We start from the raw sequence: 19,249 nt of genomic DNA on the forward strand, positions 1-19,249 counted from the left end.
GAATGAACCGTCGCCACCTCGTCGCCCTGGCCGCGCTCGCCGCCTGTGCCGCAGCCACCGCTCCGGCCTGGGCACAGTCCAACGAAATCCGCATCGCCCACATCTACAGCAAGACCGGCGCGCTGGAGGCCTACGGCAAGCAGACCCAGACCGGCTTCATGATGGGCCTGGACTACGCCACCGGCGGCACGATGACCGTGGCGGGCAAGAAGCTGGTGGTCATCGAGAAGGACGACCAGGGCAAGCCCGACCTGGGCAAGTCGCTCCTGGCCGCCGCGTATTCCGACGACAAGGCCGCGCTGGCCGTGGGCCCGACGGCCTCGGGCGTGGCGCTGGCGATGCTGCCGGTGGCCGAGGAGTACAAGAAGATCCTGATCGTCGAGCCCGCGGTGGCCGACTCGATCACCGGCGACAAGTGGAACAAGTACATCTTCCGCACCGGCCGCAATTCGAGCCAGGACGCGATCTCCAACGCGGTGGCCATCGACAAGCCCGGCGTCACCGTCGCCACGCTGGCGCAGGACAACGCCTTCGGCCGCGACGGCGTGAAGGCCTTCGGTGCCGCGCTCAAGAAGGCCAAGCTGGTCCACGAGGAATACCTGCCGCCCGCCACCACGGACTTCACCGCCGGCGCGCAGCGCCTGATCGACAAGCTGAAGGACCAGCCGGGCCGCAAGATCATCTGGATCGTCTGGGCCGGCGCGGGCAACCCGTTCAAGATCGTCGACCTCGACCTCAAGCGCTACGGCATCGAGATCGCCACCGGCGGCAACATCCTGCCGGCCATGGCCGCCTACAAGGCGCTGCCGGGCATGGAAGGCGCGGCCTACTACTACTTCGGCATCCCGAAGAACCCGGTGAACGAGGCGATGGTCTCGGCCCACTACAAGGAATTCAAGACGCCGCCCGACTTCTTCACGGCCGGCGGCTTCTCGGCCGCCATGGCGGTGGTGACCGCGCTGAAGAAGACCAACGGCGACACCAACACCAACAAGCTCATCAGCACGATGGAAGGCATGAGCTTCGACACGCCCAAGGGCAAGATGACCTTCCGCAAGGAAGACCATCAGGCGATGCAGTCGATGTACCACTTCAAGATCAAGGTCGACCCGGCGTTCGCCTGGGGCGTGCCGGAGCTGGTGCACGAGATCAAGCCCGAGGAAATGGACATTCCGATCAAGAACAAGAGGTAAGAACTCGCCCCCCAGGCTACGCGCACTTCGTGTCGCTACGCCAACCCCCTGCCGGGGGCAACACCTGCGGCCCGGCAAGGCCGGTTCCGCGGTGTTCCTCGAATTAATTTCAGTTTCGCCCCGGATGGCCGCCGGGCGAAGCGCCAGCCTGCGTCCTTCTTCGCGGCGGCATGTTGTTCCCCCGGCCGATTCGATTCGTCAGTCAGCAAAGCAAGCGTTCGATACCCACAACACAAGGAGACAGCGATGCCAGCGATGAAATGGAACAAGTGGAAGAACTGGAAGGCGCTCGCCGCAGCCGCGGCGATGACGGCGGCGGCGCACGCCGCGCAGGCGGCCGTGCCGCTGCCCGCGCTCGGTGCCAATCCGGCGGAGGTGAGCGTGTCGGGCCTGTCGGCCGGCGGCTTCATGGCCGTACAGCTGCACGTGGCGTACTCCGCCACGTTCAAGCGCGGCGCGGGCGTGGTGGCGGGCGGCCCGTACTACTGCGCCGAAGGTTCGGTGCTCAACGCCACGGGGCGTTGCATGACGCACAGCACCAGCATCCCGGTGTCCTCGCTCGTGAGCACCACCAACAGCTGGGCTGCCAGCGGTGCGATCGACCCGGTGTCGAACATGAGCGGCTCCAAGGTCTACATGTTCTCGGGCACCTCGGACAACACCGTCAAGCAGGCGGTGATGGACGACCTCAAGACCTACTACCAGAGCTTCGTGCCCGCGGCCAACGTCGTCTACAAGAACAACATCGGCGCGGGCCACGCGATGGTCACCGACGACTACGGCAGCGCCTGCAGCACCACTGCAGCCCCCTACATCAACAACTGCGGCTTCGACCTCGCGGGAGAGATCCTCACGCAGCTGTACGGCCCGCTGAACCCGCGCAACAACGGCACGCTCGGCGGCACCTTCACCGAGTTCAACCAGTCGGAGTTCGTCAGCGGCCACGGCATGGCCGCGACCGGCTGGATCTACGTGCCGCAGGCCTGCACCACCACCTCGTGCCGCGTGCACCTGGTGCTGCACGGCTGCAAGCAGAACTACACCGACGTGGGCGACCAGTACGTTCGCAAGACCGGCTACAACCGCTGGGCCGACACCAACAACATCGTGCTGATCTATCCGCAGACCAGCACGGCCGCCACCAACAGCTGCTGGGACTGGTGGGGCTACGACAACGCCAACTATGCGAAGAAGTCGGGCCCGCAGATGGCCGCTATGAAGGCGATGATCGACCGCGTCACCGGCTCCTCGGGCGGCAGCGGCCTGCCGGCGCCGACCGGCGTGGGCACGTCGGGCGCCACCGCCAGCAGCATGGTGATCGCCTGGAACGCAGTGAGCGGCGCCAGCGGCTACAACGTGTACCGCGGCGGCAGCAAGGTCAACGCCTCGCCGGTGACTGCCACCAGCTACACCGACAGCGGCCTTGCCGCTTCGACCACCTACAGCTGGACCGTGGCCGCGCTGAACGCGAGCAACGTCGAGGGCGCGATGTCGTCGGCCGCCACCGGCACCACCACCGGAGGCGGCAGCGGCGGCACCTGCTACACCGCGAGCAACTACACGCACACCATCGCCGGGCGCGCCTATGCCTTGTACGGCCTGACCTATGCGTACGGCTCGAACCAGTCGATGGGGCTGTGGAACATCTACGTGACGACCACGCTGAAGCAGACGGGGCCCAACTACTACGTGATCGGCACCTGTTGAGGCCGGTCTTCTTTCCTGTTTTCCGATTCGCAATGACCAACGACGATGCTTGAGACCCGAGATCTGACCATCCGCTTCGGTGGGCACGTGGCCGTCAACAGCGTGAGCTGCGCCTTCGCGCCCGGCACGCTGACGGCCATCGTGGGCCCCAACGGCGCGGGCAAGACCACCTACTTCAACCTGATCTCGGGCCAGCTCAAGGCGAGTGCGGGCACCGTGTCGCTCGACGGGCAGTCGTTGTCGGGCCTGTCCCCCTCCGCGCGCACGCACGCGGGGCTGGGGCGGGCGTTCCAGCTGACCAACCTGTTCCCCAACCTCACGGTGCTGGAGAACGTGCGCCTCGCGGTGCAGGCCACGCGCGAAGGCGCGCACCGGCGCGGGCTCAACCTGTGGAGCATCTGGAGCGACCACAGGGCGCTGACCGAGCGCGCCGACCAGATCCTGGCCGACGTGGCGCTGAAGTCGCGCGAGCACGCCACGGTGGCGAGCCTGCCGCACGGCGACCAGCGCAAGCTGGAAGTGGCGCTGCTGATGGCGCTGGAGCCCAAGGTCTTCATGTTCGACGAGCCCACGGCCGGCATGAACGCGGCCGAGGCGCCCGTCATCCTCGACCTGATCCGCAAGCTCAAGAAGGACAAGACCAAGACCATCCTGCTGGTCGAGCACAAGATGGACGTGGTGCGCGAGCTCGCCGACCGCATCATCGTGCTGCACAACGGCACGCTGGTGGCCGACGGAGAGCCGGCCGAAGTGATCGCCTCGCCGGTGGTGCAGGAGGCCTACCTGGGCGTTTCGAAGGAGGCCGCATGAGCGCGAACAATCTGCTGACCCTCGAGGGCGTGCACACGCACATCGGGGCGTATCACATCCTGCACGGCGTCGACCTCGCCGTGCCGCGCGGGCAGCTCACCATGCTGCTCGGCCGCAACGGCGCGGGCAAGACGACCACGCTGCGGACCATCATGGGCCTGTGGCATGCGTCGCAGGGCAGGGTGCGCTTCGGCGAGAAAGAAATCACCGCCCAGCACACGCCGCAGATCGCCGGGCTGGGCATTGCCTACGTGCCCGAGAACATGGGCATCTTCTCCGACCTCACGGTGAAGGAGAACATGCTGCTGGCCGCGCGCGGCGCGAAGAACGCGGCGCAGATCGACGACACGCGGCTGAAGTGGATCTTCAAGCTCTTCCCCGCGGTCGAGAAGTTCTGGAACCATCCGGCGGGCAAGCTCTCGGGGGGGCAGAAGCAGATGCTGGCCGTCTCGCGCGCCATCGTGGAGCCGCGCGAGCTGCTCATCATCGACGAGCCCAGCAAGGGCCTGGCGCCCGTGATGATCAACAACATGATCGACGCCTTCGCAGAGCTCAAGCGCAGCGGCGTGACCATCCTGCTGGTGGAGCAGAACATCAACTTCGCCCAGCGGCTGGGCGACACCGTCGCGGTGATGGACAACGGGCGCGTGGTGCATGCGGGCTCCATGGCGGAGTTTTCTGCGGACGCGCAATTGCAGCAATCTCTCTTGGGTCTCGCGCTATGACGTATTCCGTGTCTTGTTCCCTCTGCCGCTTGCGGGAGAGGGCTAGGGTGAGGGCAGGCGGCCTGTGCAACGGCCATGTCCTCGCATCGGTGCCGCCGGCCCTCACCCCAACCCTCTCCCGCAAGCGGGAGAGGGGGCAAGAGGGAGTGCAGCAATGAAGACGCTCGACTTCGATTGGCGGCCCCTGCTGCTCGCGCCGGTGCTCGCGCTCGTCGCGCTGCCGCTCACCGGCTCCTTCTCCACCTGGCTCACGCTCACGGTGGCGGGGCTGGCCATGGGCATGATCATCTTCATCATCGCCTCGGGCCTCACGCTGGTGTTCGGCCTCATGGACGTGCTGAACTTCGGCCACGGCGTGTTCATCGCGCTGGGCGCCTTCGTAGCCAGCAGCGTGCTCGGCCTCATGGGCGACTGGACCGGTTCGGGCGAGCTGTGGCGAAACCTCGTGGCGGTGTTCCCGGCAATGCTGGCCGCGATGGCGGTGGCGGGCGCGATCGGTTTCGCCTTCGAGCGCTTCATCGTGCGGCCGGTGTACGGCCAGCACCTGAAGCAGATCCTCATCACCATGGGCGGCATGATCATCGGCGAGGAGCTCATCAAGGTGATCTGGGGCCCGGCGCAGGTTCCGCTGCCGCTGCCCGAGGCGCTGCGCGGCTCGCTGCTGGTGGGCGACGCGGCCATCAGCAAGTACCGCCTGCTCGCGGTGGCCGTGGGCGTGGTGGTGTTCGGCGTGCTCGCATGGACGCTGGGCCGAACCAAGATCGGCCTGCTGATCCGCGCCGGCGTGCAGGACCGCGAGATGGTCGAGTCGCTGGGCTACCGCATCGGGCGGCTCTTCGTCGGGGTGTTCGTGGTCGGCAGCGCGCTGGCCGGGCTGGGCGGCGTGATGTGGGGCCTCTTCCAGCAGAACCTGGTGCCGCAGATGGGCGCGCAGGTCAACGTGCTGATCTTCATCGTGATCATCATCGGCGGGCTGGGCTCGACGGGCGGGGCGCTCATCGGCGCGCTGCTGGTGGGGCTGATGACCAACTACGTGGGCTTCCTGCTGCCCACGCTCACGCAGTTCGCGAGCATCTTCCTGATGGTGGCCGTGCTGCTGTGGCGCCCGCAGGGCGTGTACCCGGTGGCCAACCGCTGAAGGTGGAGAAGACCACATGTTCCTGAAACGACTTCTCTCCAACGACATGCCCCGCAGCCGCCTGCTGGCGGTGCTGCTGATCGCGGTGTTCGTCGCGCTGGCCTTCGCGCCGTTCATCTTCCCAGGCGTGAAGGCGCTGAGCGTGGCGGCCAAGGTTCTGGTGTTCGTGGTGCTGGTGGCCAGCTTCGACCTGCTGCTGGGCTACACGGGCATCGTGAGCTTCGCGCACACCATGTTCTTCGGCATCGGGGCCTACGGCATCGCCATCTCCGCCTCGCGGCTCGGGCCCAACTGGGGCGCGGTGCTCGTGGGGCTGGGCGCTTCGCTGGCGATCTCGCTGGTGCTTTCGTTCGCCATCGGCCTGTTCTCGCTGCGGGTGCGCGCGATCTTCTTCGCGATGATCACGCTGGCCGTGGCTTCGGCCTTCCAGACGCTGGCCTCGCAGATGTCGGACTTCACCGGTGGCGAGGACGGCCTCACCTTCAAGCTGCCCGAGCTGATCTCGCCGAGCTTCGAGTTCGCCGAAGAGCCTTTCCTCGGCGTCTCGCTCGACGGCCGGCTGCTTTGCTACTACCTGCTGTTCGTGGCGGCGGTGGTGCTGGTGCTGGCGCTGCTGCGCATCGTGAACTCGCCCTTCGGCCGCGTGCTGCAGGCGATCCGCGAGAACGAGTTCCGCGCCGAGGCCATCGGCTACCGCGTGGTGGTCTACCGCACCACGGCCGCGGTGCTGTCGGCGCTCTTCGCCACGCTGGCCGGCGCGATGCTCGCGATCTGGCTGCGCTACAACGGGCCCGACACCTCGCTGAGCTTCGAGATCATGATCGACGTGCTGCTGATCGTGGTGATCGGCGGCATGGGCACCATCTACGGCGCGGCCATCGGCGCGGTGCTCTTCGTGGTGGCGCAGAGCTACCTGCAGGACCTGCTTCGCATCGGCAACGAGGCCGCAAGCGGCCTGCCATGGCTGGCCGCGCTGCTGTCGCCCGACCGCTGGCTGCTGTGGCTGGGCCTGCTGTTCGTGCTCTCCGTCTATTACTTTCCCACCGGCATCGTCGGAAAACTGCGAGCAAGGGCAGCGCGATGAGCGACAACCAGATTCCACTCTCCCGCTACGCCCGGCTCGCGGGCCGCGAGATCCACTGGCTCGAATGGGGCGCGCCCGAGGCGCCTGTGGTCATTGCCTGGCACGGCCTCGCACGCACGGGCCGCGACATGGACGAACTGGCCCAGCACTTCGCCTCGCGCGGTTTCCGCGTGATCTGCCCCGACACCATCGGCCGCGGCCTGAGCCAGTGGAGCCCGCTGCCCGACGAGGAATACACGCTCGCGTTCTATGCGCGCATCGCCAATGCGCTGTGCGACGAGCTGCGGCTGGGGCGCGTGCATTGGGTCGGCACCTCGATGGGCGGCGCCATCGGCACCGTATGCGCCTCGGGCCTCTTCGAGCCGCGCATGAAGGCGCGCATCGCGAGCCTGGTGCTCAACGACAACGCACCGGAGCTGGCGCAGCCCGCCATCGAGCGCATCCGCGCCTACGCGGGCAATCCACCGGCCTTCGACACGGTGGCCGAGCTGGAGGCCTTCTTCCGCACGGTCTACAAGCCCTACGGCTGGCTCAGCGACGCGCAGTGGCGCCGCCTGACCGAGACCTCCACGCGCCGCCTGCCCGACGGCCGCGTGACGCCGCACTACGACCCGGCCATGGTCCGGCAGTTCAGCGCACACGACAACGACTACCTGATCTGGCCGCACTACGACGCCATCGAGGTGCCCGTGCTGTGCCTGCGCGGAGCCGAGTCCGACCTGGTGCTGCCCGGCGTCGTCGAGGAAATGAAGCGGCGCGGCCCCGGCGCGGCCGGCAGGCTGCAGGTGATCGAAGTTCCTGCCTGCGGTCACGCGCCCGCGCTCAACGTGCCCGAACAACTTGATCCCGTCGAGGGGTTTATCCGGGCGGCCGGCCGCTGAGGCTGCGGCGGCGTGACAATCGCCGCCCACCTCAACCACAAGGCCGAGACAAGGCCTCGAACACCATGGCGCTCTCGATGTACGACCTGTCCGTGCCTGTCTTCACGCGCGGACTCGGCCAGCTCACCCATATCCTCGACAAGAGCCTCGCGCATGCGAAGGCTAACGGTATCGACCCGGCCTCTCTGGTCGATGCGCGGCTGGCGCCCGACATGCTCACGCTGGTCGGCCAGATCCAGCGTGCGAGCGATGCCTCCAAGCTCGGCACGGCCCGCATCGCCGGCATCGCGGCGCCGAGCTTTCCCGACGAGGAAAAGACCTGGGACGACCTGGTCGCGCGCATCGCGAAGACACACGACTTCCTGGCCGGCGTCGATCGCGCCCTGATCGACGGCCACGAGGATCGCGCCGTGACCATCAAGACCCGCGAAGGCGAGGCGACCTTCACGGCGCAGCGCTACCTGCTGCAGTTCGCGCTGCCGAACTTCTTCTTCCACGTGACCACCGCCTACGACGTGCTGCGCCACAAGGGCATGCCCATCGGCAAGCTGGATTACCTGGGCAAGTTCTGATCCGGGCAGACCGTCACGCCGCCGGGACAAACTTCAAATTGCCGTGACACATGCGCACGCGGGGCGTGCGCCGCGAACAATCGCGCCTGACCGCTTTCGGTCTGACACTCGAGCGAGGTTCGCGATCATGAAGATGTTGTCCAGAAGGGCGTTCTCGGGGCTCGCCATCGGCTCCTCGGCGCTCGCGGCCGCTGCGGGCGGCGCATGGCCGGTGCGTAGCGCGCTGGCTGCGTCGCCGGGCCTGCGGGACTACGGCAAGGCGCCCGAATTCACGGGCATCGACAAATGGCTCAACTCGGAGCCGCTCACCATGCAGGGCCTGGCGGGCAAGGTGGTGCTGGTCGATTTCTGGACCTACTCCTGCATCAACTGCATCCGCACGCTGCCCTACGTCGTGAGCTGGTACGAGAAGTACAAGGAGCGGGGCTTCGTGGTGGTGGGCGTGCATTCGCCCGAGTTCGCCTACGAGAAGTCGACGCGCAACGTGCAGGACGCGATCCAGCGCTTCGGCATCCGCTACCCGGTGGCGCAGGACAACGGCTTTGCCACCTGGAAAGCCTACAACAACCAGTATTGGCCGGCCTTCTACCTGGCCGACAGCAACGGGCAGGTGATGCGGCAGCACTTCGGCGAAGGGGAGTACGCCGAGATGGAGGCCGCGATCGAGGCGCTGCTGGCGCGCAGGCCGCCGGCCTGAATCAGCGGCGCTACTTCGCCGATTGGATGATGCGCCGCACCGCCGCCTTGCCCACTGGCGTGAGCACGGGGTCGAGCTCGGTGTAGGGCACTTCGATCTCGATCTCGCAGCCGTTGCCGTAGGCGGGCTGGGCGAAGCGCATGCCCTTGGCTTCCAGCGTGAGGTCGTAGTAGGCGCCTTCTTCGTAGTTCGACCGGCAGTTGTCCTCGGCCTTCGAGGGATCGATGCCCGCATGGCGGAACAGGAAGCGGCGCAGCTTCGGTGTCATAGAGGCGCCTCCGGTGCCGGATATCCGGCCTTCGGCCGGGCGGGCCTTCGACAGCGAGCGCAGTCCGAACCAGGACCACGGGTCGATCTGCCTGCCGGTCTGCAGGTCCCATGTGCGGTAGAACCATGAGATGCCCGAGCGGCCCATGCCGGCCGCCCAGGTGTAGTTGCGGATGCTGAGCCACTGCGAGGTCCAGTACTCGGGGTCGGCGGTGTTCTCGTCCTCCGCCGGCACGCCGACGCGGCCGAGGAACTCGCGGCGCTTGTCGAAGTATTCCGTGACCGCGTCCTTGCTGGTGTCGAAGTCGCGCCGCAGTTCGCGGTTGATGGCCGCCAGCGTGGGCTCGGGGCCGGAGAGCTCGACGGTTTCCTGTCCGGCGAAGCGCAGCCGGCGGAAGCTGCGGCCGGCGGCGAACTCCTCCTTCTTTCCGATCTCGATCTTCGGCGGCGTCTCGAGCTGGCCTGCATAGCCTTCGCTTCCGCAGGCCCTGTCGCCGCCCGTGGCGTCGGCAAGGTCGAGCTTGATCGGCAGCGTGACGGGTGTTCCTTTCACGCTCTTCCAGGTGCCGGTGAGCGTATTGCCCCTGGCCGGCTCGAGCGACCAGAGGCCGGTGTCGCCGGTTTCGTGCCAGAAGCTGTCCTTCTCGATGCGGCTCAGCGGAATCGGCTTCTTGTACTGCCTGTAGAAGTAGCTCCCGCTCGGAAACTCCGCGTTGAAGCAGGCCACGATGGCCTTGGTGCCGAGCGTGCCTTCCCATACGCCCTTGGGTACGTCCGCGGTTGCGGCCGGGCAGGGCAGCAGGTGCAGCAGCGGGATCAGGCCGGCGAGGCACCGGGCGCGGAGATGTTTCATGGCTTGCGGGCGGAGATGGAATACATGAGCGGAATGCGCGGCATGCCCTCGGGCGGTGCCATGCGGCGCCCGCCGATGTCGCGCATGCCCTCGAAGGGCTTCCAGCCGTTGGCGTACGGATACTCGTCGAACTGCTCGATGACGAGGCCGGCCTGCGACAGCGCGGTCGTCACCTGGCCCACACCCCAGGTGAACTCGAAGCTCGGGTGCGGGTTGCTGAAGTTCTCCACGCCGCGCTCGTAACCTTCGCGCACCAGGCCGTCGCCGGACTCCGCCACGTAGTCGCCCACGCCCTCTTCGGGCACGGCGGCGTCGTTGAAATAGTCGTAGTGGAACTTCCAGGCCGGATCGAACACCAGCGCGAAGGGGTGGAATTCGACGATGACGAAGCGCCCGCCGGGCTTGAGCATCTGCGCCACGCCGCGTGCCCATGCAGCGATGTCGGAAAGCCAGCAAAGCGTGCCGTACGAACAGAACACGATGTCGAAGCGCTCGCCGCGCACCTGTGCGTCACGGAAGTAGTCGTAGACGTCCGAGCGCACGAAGCGCGCGGCAATGCCCGACTGCAGCGATAGCCGCGCTGCGAAGTCGACGGCTTCGTCGGAGATGTCCACGCCCGTCACGTCGGCGCCCAGACGCGCGATGCTCAGGCTGTCCTGACCCGCGTTGCACTGAAGGTGCAGCACCGACAGGCCCTTCACGTCGCCGAGCAGGCCGGCTTCTTCGGGAAAGAGCGTGGAGCCGCCTTGGCGGAAGAAGGTGGCCTGGTCGCCCTTGTGGCTGTTGTGCGCGACGGTGGCCGCGTTCCATGAGAGCCGGTTGGCTTCGTGCAGGTCCTTCTTCATCGGGCTGCGGGCACCGTATGCGTGGGCCAGCCGGCGAGGTTGCGTTCGGCGATGCCCGCGAGCGCGGTGATCCATGCGGGGCTGTCGTTCAGGCAGGGGATGTAGCTGAAGACTTCGCCTCCCGAGTGCAGGAAGGCTTCGCGGCCTTCCATGGCGATTTCTTCCAGGGTCTCGAGGCAGTCGGCCGGAAAGCCAGGGCACACCACGTCCACGCGCTTCACGCCGGACGCACCGAGCTCGCGCAGCGTAGGCTCTGTGTAGGGCTCCAGCCACTTGGCGCGGCCGAATCGCGACTGGAAGGTCACGCGGTGCTGCGCGTCCGACAGGCCCAGGCGCGCGGCGAGGAGGCGGGCCGTTTCGAGGCACTGCGCCTGGTACGGATCGCCCAGCGCGATGTTGCGTGCGGGAATGCCGTGGAAGCTCATGAGGAGCACCTGGCCGCGGCCTTCGGTCTTCCAGTGCTTCTCGATGCTCTGCGCGAGCGCCTCGATGTAGGCCGGGTCGTCGTGGTAGTCGTTGACGAAGCGGAATTCGGGCACGCGGCGCTGCCTGCTGCTCCAGGCGTTCACCGCGTCGATCACGCTCGCGGTGGTGGTGCCCGAGTACTGCGGATAGGCCTGCAGCACCAGCACGCGGCCGACGCCTTCGGCCTGCAGCGCGTCGAGCCGCGAGGCGATGGAAGGGCTGCCGTAGCGCATCGCGTCGCGCACGGTCGCGCGATGGCCGCGCTCCCCGAGCCAGCCGGCCAGCAGGGTGGCCTGCTTCTGCGTCCACACCTTCAGCGGCGAGCCTTCGCGCATCCAGATGCTCGCGTACTTGGCGGCCGACTTGGCCGGGCGCGTGCGAAGAATGATGCCGTGCAGGATCAGCGCCCACAGCGCCTTCGGGATCTCGACCACGCGCGGGTCGCCCAGGAAGTCGGCGAGGTAGGGGCGCACCGCGGCGGCGGTGGGGGCGTCGGGAGAGCCCAGGTTGCACCAGAGCACTGCGGTGCGAAGGGAACCGGGGGTACTCGGAGCGGCGTTCTCTTGGATCGAAGGCATGCGGTATTCTGCGGCATGACTTCCGCTTCCCCGGTGCCCGCGGGCGCCGCGCCTCTCGATCTCAAGCCTCTCGAGCTCAAGCGCATTTCGGCGATCTCGCTGGACCTCGACGACACCCTCTGGCCGATCTGGCCCACCATCGAACGCGCCGAGGCCGTGCTGCACCAGTGGCTGCTGCGCGAGGCGCCCAAGACCGCCACGCTGCTGATGACCCCGGGCATCCTGCGCGAGCTGCGCGAAGCCACTGCCAAGGAGCGTTCCGACCTCGCGCACGACCTGAGCGCGCTGCGCCGGGAGTCGATCCGCACCGCACTCACCCGCGCGGGGGAAGACCCGGCGCTGGCCGAACCGGCCTTCGATGCCTTCTTCGCCGAGCGCCAGCGCGTGACGCTGTACGACGACGCGCTGCCCGCGCTGAAGTGGCTCAGTGAACGCTATCCGCTGGTGGCCATTTCCAACGGCAACGCCGACATCCACAAGACGGGCGTCGGCCGCTGGTTCCGCACCGCCTTCAATGCGCGGGCCTTCGGCAGCGGCAAGCCGCACGCGCCCATCTTCCGCGCCGCCGCCGCATCGGTCGGCCTGCTGCCCAAGGACGTGCTGCACGTGGGCGACGATGCGGAGCTCGACGTGGTCGGCGCGCTCAACGCCGGCATGCAGGCCGCCTGGCTGGTGCGCGACGAACGCCCCTGGGTGCACGGCGCGCGGCCGCAGCTGATCGTGCCGAACCTGCACGCCCTGTGCATTGCGCTCGACGGCTGAGACGCCACCAGTCCGACAAGAGCAGCGCGTCTTTCAAAACCTCGCGGAACCGGCTTTGCCGGGCCGCAGGTGTCGCACCCTGCAAGGGGGACGTCGCGAAACGAAGTGCGCGAAGCCTTGGGGGTCAGCCGAATACAGGTCTGAAGAAGCTGCGTTCGTAGCTGAGGATGCAGCGCGTCTCCTCCGCGTACCTGAACGCGGCCTGGCACTCCGCATCCTGCATCGAATCGGCGCGGTACTTTTCGTAGTCGGCCAGGCTCGGAAAGCTGAACATCGCCAGCGCGACGTTGTTCGCGCCTTCCGAGGGCAGGAAGTAGCCGTGGTGCTTGCCGCCGAACTTCTCGACGAGCGGGATCCAGAGCCTGCCGTAGTGATCGAATTCCTTCAGCTTGTAGGGATCGACGATGTAGCGCAGGTAGCAGGTGACCATGAGGGATGTCTTTCGGGATGCAGGTCGGGGAGTGGTGAGGGGTATTGCTCGCGGCGTCTGCGGCCGCGCGCGGGGCTGACTATAGTTTCCCGGCTGTTGTCCCACCCTCCGCGGCCTCGCGCCGGACAGGAAACCCGAAGTGCATCTCTCCAACTGGCTCATCTTCTGCGGCGTCACGCTGCTCGTTGCGTTCACCCCCGGACCGGCCGTGCTGCTGGCGGTCTCGAACTCGATGAGCGTGGGCCCGCGACGGGCGATGATCAGTTCGCTGGGCAATGCGGCGGGGCTCTTCATGGTGTCCGCTGCCGCCATGGCCGGGCTGGGCGTGGTGCTCTCCACCTCGGCCCATGCCTTCATGGTGCTGAAGCTGGCTGGTGCGGCCTACCTGATCTACCTGGGCATCAAGCAGTGGCGCAGCCAGGGCAGCGTGTTCGCCGACGTGCAGGGCGGCCAGGGCGGCGCGGCACCGCGATCGAGCTGGCGCCTCTTCGGCCACGGGATGACGGTGGCGCTGACCAACCCCAAGGGCATTCTTTTCTTCTCCGCGCTGTTCCCGCAGTTCCTCACGCAGGACGCGTCGATGCTCACGCAGTTCGCGGTACTGACCGGCACCTTCGCAGCAGCGTCGGTGATCGCGCATTCGTTCTACGTGCTGCTGGCGCGCCTGCTGCGCAAGCAGCTTTCCGACGTGCGCCGCACGCGCATCTTCAACAAGGTGTCGGGCGCGGCCTTCGTGCTGCTGGGGCTGAGCCTGCTGAGACTGCGCAACAAGGCAGCCTGAGCCCGGCCTTCCTTCTGCTTCAGTCGATCCCGAAGCGTTCGCGCAGCGCCGCGCAGAAGTCGGCGGTGCCGCTGATCGAGAGGGTGATGGTCTCGTAGCGCGGCTCGTCCTCGCTCGATTCCTGCAGGTCGTAGTCCCACGTGCCGCCGTCGTCGAGGGCGCCGCGCGCATCGGGAAACGCGGCCTCGGCCCACGCGAGCACCTGCGCGACTTCGGCCCGCACCTCGGGTGTCTTGTCGGGCGAGGTCGATGCCATGGCGTCGAAGGTACCGTGGCCCTCGGTGTCCTCGCTGTAGTCGAAATCGAGGTAGCGCAGTTCGGTCGTCATGTGGTCAATCCAGTGATCTGGCGGCGGCGAGCCCGCTGAGCACCGCGCCTTCGAGCGTGGCGGGGTAGGGGCCTTCGACGTAGTCGCCGCAGGCCTGCAGGCCCGGTGCGATGGTCGAGGGCGGCCGCGCGAGGCCGGGCGTGCAGGCGAAGGTGGCGCGTTTCTCGATCACCGTCTGCACCAGCTCCAGATTCGACTGGCCCAGCTGGGCTTCGGCCTGCGCGATGACCTGCGCTTCCAGCACCTCGCGCGACGCCTCGTTCGCGCTCACCACCATCGCGAGCACGCCCTGCAGGCCGCCGAGCTGGCTCCTGTCGAAGGCGAACTGGGCCGGTGCCGTGGCCGGATCGCTGCGAAGCGCGAGCATCGGCTCGGCCAGCGGCTTGGCGCCGCGCACGTAGACTGTCGCGATGGCCTCGAAGCGCAGCGCCTCGGTGGTCTCGCACCAGCGGTCCGCCGGCAGGCCCGAGCTGCGGACAAGGCGCGCCGCGTCCCATGGCGCGCAGGCCAGCACGACCCGATCGAAGGCTTCACCATCGACCAGCCATTGCCCCGCCTTCGATGCGATGGCACGCACGCGCGTGCCGATGTGTACCTGGGCGCCGTGCTGCCCCATCCAGTGGATCGCGGCGTCGGGCAGCAGCGCTCCGAGATCCGCCCGCGGCAGCAACAGGTCGGCGCCGCCGCTTCCGCTGAAGAGCGCGTCGTTCAGCACACGCAGGAAGACCTCGCCGCTCGACTGCGCGACGGGCGTATTGAGCGCGGAAACGCAAAGCGGCTCGATCAGCTCCCGCATCACGCGCGGAGTGAGCCCGGCGCAAAGATCGGCAACCGTCGCGGCGCGGCCGCAGCGAAAGCCCGAGAGCCTCCAGCCGATGGCGGTGCGCAGCAGCGACGACTTGTCGCGCCACGTCCAGCCCCGCGCCGTGAAGATGCCCGCCAGCAGATCGAGTGGCGCAGGCAGCCGCGGCAGCTTCAGCCCGCCGCCGTTGGCGAAACGCAGCGAAAGAGGCAGCCGCAGCAGCGCGCCTTCGACGTCGACGCCCACATCGCGCATCAGCTGCAGCGTTGCGGTGTATGCGCCGATCAGGATGTGCTGGCCGTTGTCCAGTGCCAGCCCGTGCATGTCGTCGACCCGCCGCGCTCGCCCGCCCGGCATGTGCGCCGCCTCGAACAGCGTCACGGCATGGCCGAGCCGCGTGGCCTCCACCGCACAGGCGAGGCCGGCCCAGCCGGCGCCGATGACGGCGGTCTTCTTCTTGCTCAAGCTCAGATGCGTCCGAGGGCCTGGACTTTCCAGGCCAGCCAGAACTTGCGCACCGGCGTCAGACTCACGCGCTGGTTGAGCACCTGGAAGTTGTCGCGTTCGATCTCGCGCAGCAGGGTGCGGTAGATGCTGGCCATCATCAGGCCGGGCTTCTGCGAGCGGCGGTCGGCCAGCGGGAGGAGGGCGAGCGCTTCGTCGTAGGCGGCGTGGGCGCGCGCGGCCTGGAACGTCATGAGTTCGACGAATCGCTCGGAGTGCACGCGGTTCAGGATCTCGTGCGCCTTCACGTCGAACTTCTGCAGCTCGTTGACCGGCAGGTAGATGCGACCGCGCATGGCGTCCTCGCCCACGTCGCGCAGGATGTTGGTGAGCTGCAGCGCCAGGCCCAGCTTGTGGGCGTAGGCGGTGGTCTGGGCTTCGGTCTGGCCGAAGATGCGGGCGGCGACCTCGCCGACCACGCCGGCCACGAGGTGGCAGTAGCGCGCGAGGCCCTGGAAGTCGAGGTAGCGCGTCTGATCGAGGTCCATCTGGCAGCCGTCGATCACCTCGTTGAGCTGGCGCGCCTCGATGCCGTAGGCCGCGGCGTGCGGCATCAGCGCCTGCATGACCGGATGGCGCGGCGTGCCCGCGAAGGACTGCGAGACCTCGGTGCGCCACCAGGCGAGCTTGGTGGCGGCCACGCCCGGGTCGCTGACCTCGTCGACCACGTCGTCGACCTCGCGGCAGAAGGCATAGAAGGCCGTGATCGCGGCGCGTCGCGGCTTGGGAAGGAACAGGAAGGCGTAATAGAAACTGCTGCCCGAGGCGGCGGCCTTGTCTTGCACGTATTGCTCGGGGGTCATCGGGGAGGCGCTGCTTTCATGGGGCGTGATTGTCTCCGCATCCGCACAGCCTTCCAGAGCAGCACCGGAGCGTCGAGCTTGCCGATGGTGGGGCGCTGGCTGAAGGTGTCGAAGCCCAGCTCCTGGATCTTGTCGAGGATGCGCAGTCCCCCCTGCACCACGAGGCGCAGCTCCCAGCCGGCGCGACCGGGCAGCCGGTGCACGAGCGGCGCGCCCTCGGTCATGAGCTCGCGCGCCCAGTAACACATCACTGCTATGAGATTGATAGCTTCCTGCGGAGGCTCCGCGCGCGAGAGCGGCGCGAAGACCTTGAAGTTCTCGGGCGAGAGGCCGCGCCGGTCGCAGTCGGTCAGCGGAAAGTAGAAGCGGCCGCGCGGCAGATCGACGCTCGGGTCCTGCCAGAAGTTGATGAGCTGCAGCGCGCTGCAGATGGCGTCGCTCTGCGCCAGGGCCTTTGCGTCGTGCACGCCGTACAGGTGCAGCAGGAGGCGCCCGACGGGGTTGGCGGAGCGGCGGCAGTAGTCGAGCAGCTCGGCGCGGTCGGCGTAGGTGCTGCGGTCGCGGGTCTTCTCGATGTCCTGCACGAAGGCGCTCAGCAGGTCGGCGAGCAGGCCTTCGGGCAGGCCATGGTGGGCGGTGTTGTGGGCCAGCGGGCCGAAGACGTGGGGCCAGCGCGATTCGGGCAGCACTTCGCCGCGGGCTGCGGCTGCGAGTTCTTCCCGATAGGCGTGCAGGTCGGCCAGGCGCTCGGCGGGCGAGGCGCTGCCTTCGTCGGCGATGTCGTCCGCGGTGCGCGCGAAGTGGTAGATCGCCGCGATGGGCGGGCGCAGGTGCGGCGGGCATAGCCACGAGGCTACGGGAAAGTTTTCGTAGTGCGCCGGCGGCGCGGCGTGTTGGGGAGTGGCGGACACGCCACGATTGTCAGCCACGATGCAATGCCCCGGCACTATGCTCGCAGCGTCGCCACTACGAACTCCCGCTTCATGAAAGCATCCGCTCCGGCTTCCGGGCCACAGGTTTCAGCGTACGGCGAGGCGGCGCATCCGGCGGGGCCGGCGCTCATGGTCGCAGCGCTGGGCGTCGTGTTCGGCGACATCGGCACCTCGCCGCTGTACGCCTTCAAGGAGACGATGAACCCCGAGCACGGCGTGCCGTTCACGCCCGATTCGGTGCTGGGGCTGCTCTCGCTGATCTTCTGGGGGCTGATGTTCGTGGTCACGCTGAAGTACGTGGTGTTCGTGCTGCGCGCCGACCACGACGGCGAGGGCGGCATCCTGGCGCTGCAGGCGCTCGCGCGAAGCGCCGTGTCGGGGCCGAAGACGAAGCCCTGGGTGTGGAACGTCATCGGGCTGCTGGGCCTCGTGGGCGCGGCCATGTTCTACGGCGACAGCCTGATCACGCCGGCCATCTCGGTGCTGTCGGCGGTCGAGGGGCTGGAGGTGCAGGCGCCGGTACTGCAGCGTGCGGTGCTGCCGATCACGGTGGCGATCCTGATCGCGCTCTTCATGGTGCAGAAGAAGGGCACCGGCACGGTGGGCAAGATCTTCGGGCCGGTCATGCTGCTGTGGTTCATCGTGCTGGCGGCGGCCGGCGCCTGGCAGGTGCTGCAGCAGCCGCAGGTGCTCGCCGCGCTCGATCCGCGCCGTGCCCTGGGCTTCCTGGTCGAGCACCGGGCGCAGTCGCTGGCGGTGCTGGGCGCGGTGTTCCTGGCCTTCACGGGCGGCGAGGCGCTGTATGCCGACATGGGGCACTTCGGCGCCCGCCCGATCCGCCTTGCGTGGATCTTCATCGCGCTGCCGGGCCTGGTGCTCAACTACTTCGGGCAGGGCGCGCTGGTGCTGGCGAACCCGGCGGCCATCGACAACCCGTTCTTCCGGCTCTTTCCCTCGTGGGGCGTGCTGCCGATGGTGGTGCTCGCCGCGATGGCGACGGTGATCGCCTCGCAGGCGGTGATCTCGGGCGCGTTCTCGCTCACGGCGCATGCGATGCGCATGGGCTACCTGCCGCGCATGCGGGTGATCCAGACCTCGGGCACGGCCATCGGGCAGATCTACGTGCCGACGGTCAACTGGCTGCTGATGGTTGGCGTGCTGCTGCTGGTGCTGGGCTTCAGGAGTTCGGGGGCACTGTCGGCGGCCTACGGCATCGCGGTGTCGATCACCATGGTGACGACTACGCTGCTGGCCGGCATCGTGGCCTGGGGGCTGTGGCGCTGGAACAAGGTGGCGGTGGTGATCGGCGTGGCGGCCTTCGCGGTGGTCGACCTGACCTTCGTGATCGCCAACAGCCTGAAGGTGGCCGAGGGCGGCTGGCTCACGCTGGCCGTGGCGGCCGTGGTGATGGTGCTTTTCACCACCTGGGCGAAGGGGCGCCGGCTGGGCCTGGAAGCGGCCGCCGCCGAGAGCCTCCCGCTGCGGCCCTTCGTCGAGTCGCTGGCGCAGCACATGCCGCACCGGGTGAGCGGAACGGCCGTGTTCCTGAACCCCGACGCCACGGCGGTGCCGCATGCGCTGCTGCACAACCTCAAGCACAACCAGGTGCTGCACGAGCAGGTGATCGTGCTGCGCGTGCTGGCCTGCGACACGCCGCGCGTCGACGCGCGCATCCGCATCGAGGCCGAGCAGCTGATGGAGGGCATCTGGATGGTCACGGCGCGCCACGGCTTCATGGAGCGGCCCGACGTGCCGGAATTCATCCGCATCCTGGCCTACCAGAAGACGCTGGCGATCGATTCGATGAAGACCTCGTACTTCGTCTCGCGCGCCTCGGTGGGCGAGGAGAATCTGCCCGGCATGAACCCGGTCCGGCGTGCGCTCTTCGGCTGGCTGCAGCGCAATGCGGGACGGGCATCGGACTACTTCGAGCTTCCTGACAACCGCCTCGTTGAGATGGGCCAGCGCACCTAGATTTTTTCGGTGGGGGGTGTCCTAGTGACCAACGGGTCATTGACACTGGTTCACGTTTACCCTAGATTACTAACCAGTGGGTCAGTAATGACTCGGTTCGTCCTATCCAGGGTGTCTC

The 19,249-nt window shown here is 67.8% G+C and carries 20 protein-coding genes; 12 read left to right on the forward strand and 8 right to left on the reverse strand.

From position 1 onward, the window contains the following. Nucleotides 1–2 precede the first annotated feature (2 nt). The 9 genes from G369_RS0102010 (at nucleotide 3) to G369_RS0102050 (ending at nucleotide 8,807) form a co-directional block, all read left to right on the forward strand. Entirely contained in the window at nucleotides 3–1,193 is a 1,191-nt protein-coding gene (locus tag G369_RS0102010; protein WP_019652305.1) for a substrate-binding domain-containing protein, read from the forward strand. A gap of 246 nt (nucleotides 1,194–1,439) precedes the next feature. Further along, nucleotides 1,440–2,900, forward strand: a complete 1,461-nt coding sequence (locus G369_RS0102015) for an extracellular catalytic domain type 2 short-chain-length polyhydroxyalkanoate depolymerase (RefSeq protein ID WP_019652306.1) — start codon at nucleotides 1,440–1,442, stop codon at nucleotides 2,898–2,900. Between the two features lie 45 nt (nucleotides 2,901–2,945). Further along, nucleotides 2,946–3,710, forward strand: a complete 765-nt coding sequence (locus G369_RS0102020) for an ABC transporter ATP-binding protein (protein ID WP_019652307.1) — start codon at nucleotides 2,946–2,948, stop codon at nucleotides 3,708–3,710. Then, nucleotides 3,707–4,435 carry an ABC transporter ATP-binding protein gene (locus tag G369_RS0102025; RefSeq protein WP_019652308.1) on the forward strand — a complete coding sequence of 243 codons (729 nt, stop codon included), beginning with the start codon at nucleotides 3,707–3,709 and terminating at the stop codon, nucleotides 4,433–4,435. The genes G369_RS0102020 and G369_RS0102025 overlap by 4 nt, the downstream gene beginning before the upstream one ends. A gap of 154 nt (nucleotides 4,436–4,589) precedes the next feature. Next, the gene (locus G369_RS0102030) at nucleotides 4,590–5,573 is read left to right on the forward strand and encodes a branched-chain amino acid ABC transporter permease (RefSeq protein WP_019652309.1); all 984 of its coding nucleotides are present in this window, start codon (nucleotides 4,590–4,592) and stop codon (nucleotides 5,571–5,573) included. Between the two features lie 16 nt (nucleotides 5,574–5,589). Then, entirely contained in the window at nucleotides 5,590–6,657 is a 1,068-nt protein-coding gene (locus G369_RS0102035; protein WP_019652310.1) for a branched-chain amino acid ABC transporter permease, read from the forward strand. Next, nucleotides 6,654–7,538, forward strand: a complete 885-nt coding sequence (locus tag G369_RS0102040; protein WP_019652311.1) for an alpha/beta fold hydrolase — start codon at nucleotides 6,654–6,656, stop codon at nucleotides 7,536–7,538. Before G369_RS0102035 ends, G369_RS0102040 begins: the two co-directional genes overlap by 4 nt. A gap of 65 nt (nucleotides 7,539–7,603) precedes the next feature. Then, a complete protein-coding gene (locus G369_RS0102045; protein ID WP_019652312.1) occupies nucleotides 7,604–8,110 on the forward strand; it encodes a DUF1993 domain-containing protein in 507 nt (168 codons plus the stop codon). 133 nt (nucleotides 8,111–8,243) lie between these two features. Continuing rightward, nucleotides 8,244–8,807 (forward strand): thioredoxin family protein, encoded by a 564-nt coding sequence (locus G369_RS0102050; RefSeq protein ID WP_020722924.1) that lies wholly within the window; start codon nucleotides 8,244–8,246, stop codon nucleotides 8,805–8,807. A 10-nt stretch (nucleotides 8,808–8,817) separates the two neighbouring features. On the opposite strand, the gene G369_RS0102055 is transcribed toward G369_RS0102050, so the two are convergent. From G369_RS0102055 to hemH, 3 genes are read right to left on the reverse strand one after another with little or no spacing between them, the layout of a single operon-like run. Next, nucleotides 8,818–9,927, reverse strand: coding sequence for a hypothetical protein (locus tag G369_RS0102055; RefSeq protein WP_019652314.1), 1,110 nt, complete (start codon nucleotides 9,925–9,927; stop codon nucleotides 8,818–8,820). Continuing rightward, nucleotides 9,924–10,772 (reverse strand): class I SAM-dependent methyltransferase, encoded by an 849-nt coding sequence (locus tag G369_RS0102060; RefSeq protein ID WP_019652315.1) that lies wholly within the window; start codon nucleotides 10,770–10,772, stop codon nucleotides 9,924–9,926. The genes G369_RS0102055 and G369_RS0102060 overlap by 4 nt, the downstream gene beginning before the upstream one ends. After that, nucleotides 10,769–11,815, reverse strand: a complete 1,047-nt coding sequence (gene hemH, locus G369_RS0102065; protein ID WP_019652316.1) for a ferrochelatase — start codon at nucleotides 11,813–11,815, stop codon at nucleotides 10,769–10,771. The genes G369_RS0102060 and hemH overlap by 4 nt, the downstream gene beginning before the upstream one ends. A 15-nt stretch (nucleotides 11,816–11,830) precedes the next feature. On the opposite strand from hemH, the gene G369_RS0102070 reads away from it, so the two are divergent. Further along, nucleotides 11,831–12,577 carry an HAD family hydrolase gene (locus G369_RS0102070; RefSeq protein ID WP_019652317.1) on the forward strand — a complete coding sequence of 249 codons (747 nt, stop codon included), beginning with the start codon at nucleotides 11,831–11,833 and terminating at the stop codon, nucleotides 12,575–12,577. A 124-nt stretch (nucleotides 12,578–12,701) separates the two neighbouring features. Here G369_RS0102070 and G369_RS0102075 read toward each other — a convergent pair whose 3' ends face one another. Continuing rightward, nucleotides 12,702–13,007: an NIPSNAP family protein gene (locus G369_RS0102075; protein ID WP_019652318.1), complete on the reverse strand. Its 306-nt coding sequence runs from the start codon at nucleotides 13,005–13,007 to the stop codon at nucleotides 12,702–12,704. A 139-nt stretch (nucleotides 13,008–13,146) separates the two neighbouring features. Here G369_RS0102075 and G369_RS0102080 point away from each other — a divergent pair, with 139 nt between their 5' ends. Beyond that, a complete protein-coding gene (locus tag G369_RS0102080) occupies nucleotides 13,147–13,788 on the forward strand; it encodes a LysE family translocator (RefSeq protein WP_019652319.1) in 642 nt (213 codons plus the stop codon). Between the two features lie 19 nt (nucleotides 13,789–13,807). Here G369_RS0102080 and G369_RS0102085 read toward each other — a convergent pair whose 3' ends face one another. Genes G369_RS0102085 through hpnC form a run of 4 tightly spaced genes read right to left on the reverse strand, consistent with a single transcriptional unit; the run spans nucleotide 13,808 to nucleotide 17,136 of the window. Continuing rightward, entirely contained in the window at nucleotides 13,808–14,116 is a 309-nt protein-coding gene (locus tag G369_RS0102085) for a hypothetical protein (RefSeq protein WP_019652320.1), read from the reverse strand. 4 nt (nucleotides 14,117–14,120) lie between these two features. Further along, complete coding sequence (gene hpnE / locus G369_RS0102090) at nucleotides 14,121–15,383, reverse strand: hydroxysqualene dehydroxylase HpnE (protein WP_019652321.1); 1,263 nt, start codon at nucleotides 15,381–15,383, stop codon at nucleotides 14,121–14,123. Between the two features lie 2 nt (nucleotides 15,384–15,385). Next, nucleotides 15,386–16,225, reverse strand: coding sequence for a presqualene diphosphate synthase HpnD (gene hpnD, locus G369_RS0102095; RefSeq protein WP_019652322.1), 840 nt, complete (start codon nucleotides 16,223–16,225; stop codon nucleotides 15,386–15,388). Next, on the reverse strand, nucleotides 16,222–17,136 hold the full coding sequence (hpnC, locus tag G369_RS0102100) for a squalene synthase HpnC (RefSeq protein ID WP_019652323.1): 915 nt from the start codon (nucleotides 17,134–17,136) through the stop codon (nucleotides 16,222–16,224). The genes hpnD and hpnC overlap by 4 nt, the downstream gene beginning before the upstream one ends. 150 nt (nucleotides 17,137–17,286) lie before the next feature. Between hpnC and G369_RS0102105 the strand changes: the two genes are divergently transcribed. Next, nucleotides 17,287–19,131 (forward strand): potassium transporter Kup, encoded by a 1,845-nt coding sequence (locus G369_RS0102105; protein ID WP_026346144.1) that lies wholly within the window; start codon nucleotides 17,287–17,289, stop codon nucleotides 19,129–19,131. Nucleotides 19,132–19,249 lie beyond the last annotated feature (118 nt).

The sequence above is a fragment of the Variovorax atrisoli 110B genome, from assembly GCF_000382045.1.
In the GTDB taxonomy this organism is placed as follows: Bacteria; Pseudomonadota; Gammaproteobacteria; order Burkholderiales; family Burkholderiaceae_C; genus Variovorax; species Variovorax atrisoli.

Bases quoted from the DNA above. Each gene is read 5' to 3' on its own strand.
- G369_RS0102075 (WP_019652318.1), bottom strand. From the start codon at position 13,007: ATGGTCACCTGCTACCTGCGCTACATCGTCGATCCCTACAAGCTGAAG.
- G369_RS0102015 (WP_019652306.1), top strand. From the start codon at position 1,440: ATGCCAGCGATGAAATGGAACAAGTGGAAGAACTGGAAGGCGCTCGCC.
- hpnD (WP_019652322.1), bottom strand. From the start codon at position 16,225: ATGACCCCCGAGCAATACGTGCAAGACAAGGCCGCCGCCTCGGGCAGC.
- G369_RS0102055 (WP_019652314.1), bottom strand. From the start codon at position 9,927: ATGAAACATCTCCGCGCCCGGTGCCTCGCCGGCCTGATCCCGCTGCTG.
- G369_RS0102050 (WP_020722924.1), top strand. From the start codon at position 8,244: ATGTTGTCCAGAAGGGCGTTCTCGGGGCTCGCCATCGGCTCCTCGGCG.
- G369_RS0102045 (WP_019652312.1), top strand. From the start codon at position 7,604: ATGGCGCTCTCGATGTACGACCTGTCCGTGCCTGTCTTCACGCGCGGA.
- G369_RS0102105 (WP_026346144.1), top strand. From the start codon at position 17,287: ATGGTCGCAGCGCTGGGCGTCGTGTTCGGCGACATCGGCACCTCGCCG.
- hemH (WP_019652316.1), bottom strand. From the start codon at position 11,815: ATGCCTTCGATCCAAGAGAACGCCGCTCCGAGTACCCCCGGTTCCCTT.
- G369_RS0102060 (WP_019652315.1), bottom strand. From the start codon at position 10,772: ATGAAGAAGGACCTGCACGAAGCCAACCGGCTCTCATGGAACGCGGCC.
- G369_RS0102085 (WP_019652320.1), bottom strand. From the start codon at position 14,116: ATGACGACCGAACTGCGCTACCTCGATTTCGACTACAGCGAGGACACC.
- G369_RS0102020 (WP_019652307.1), top strand. From the start codon at position 2,946: ATGCTTGAGACCCGAGATCTGACCATCCGCTTCGGTGGGCACGTGGCC.
- G369_RS0102030 (WP_019652309.1), top strand. From the start codon at position 4,590: ATGAAGACGCTCGACTTCGATTGGCGGCCCCTGCTGCTCGCGCCGGTG.
- G369_RS0102025 (WP_019652308.1), top strand. From the start codon at position 3,707: ATGAGCGCGAACAATCTGCTGACCCTCGAGGGCGTGCACACGCACATC.
- G369_RS0102070 (WP_019652317.1), top strand. From the start codon at position 11,831: ATGACTTCCGCTTCCCCGGTGCCCGCGGGCGCCGCGCCTCTCGATCTC.
- G369_RS0102040 (WP_019652311.1), top strand. From the start codon at position 6,654: ATGAGCGACAACCAGATTCCACTCTCCCGCTACGCCCGGCTCGCGGGC.
- G369_RS0102010 (WP_019652305.1), top strand. From the start codon at position 3: ATGAACCGTCGCCACCTCGTCGCCCTGGCCGCGCTCGCCGCCTGTGCC.
- G369_RS0102035 (WP_019652310.1), top strand. From the start codon at position 5,590: ATGTTCCTGAAACGACTTCTCTCCAACGACATGCCCCGCAGCCGCCTG.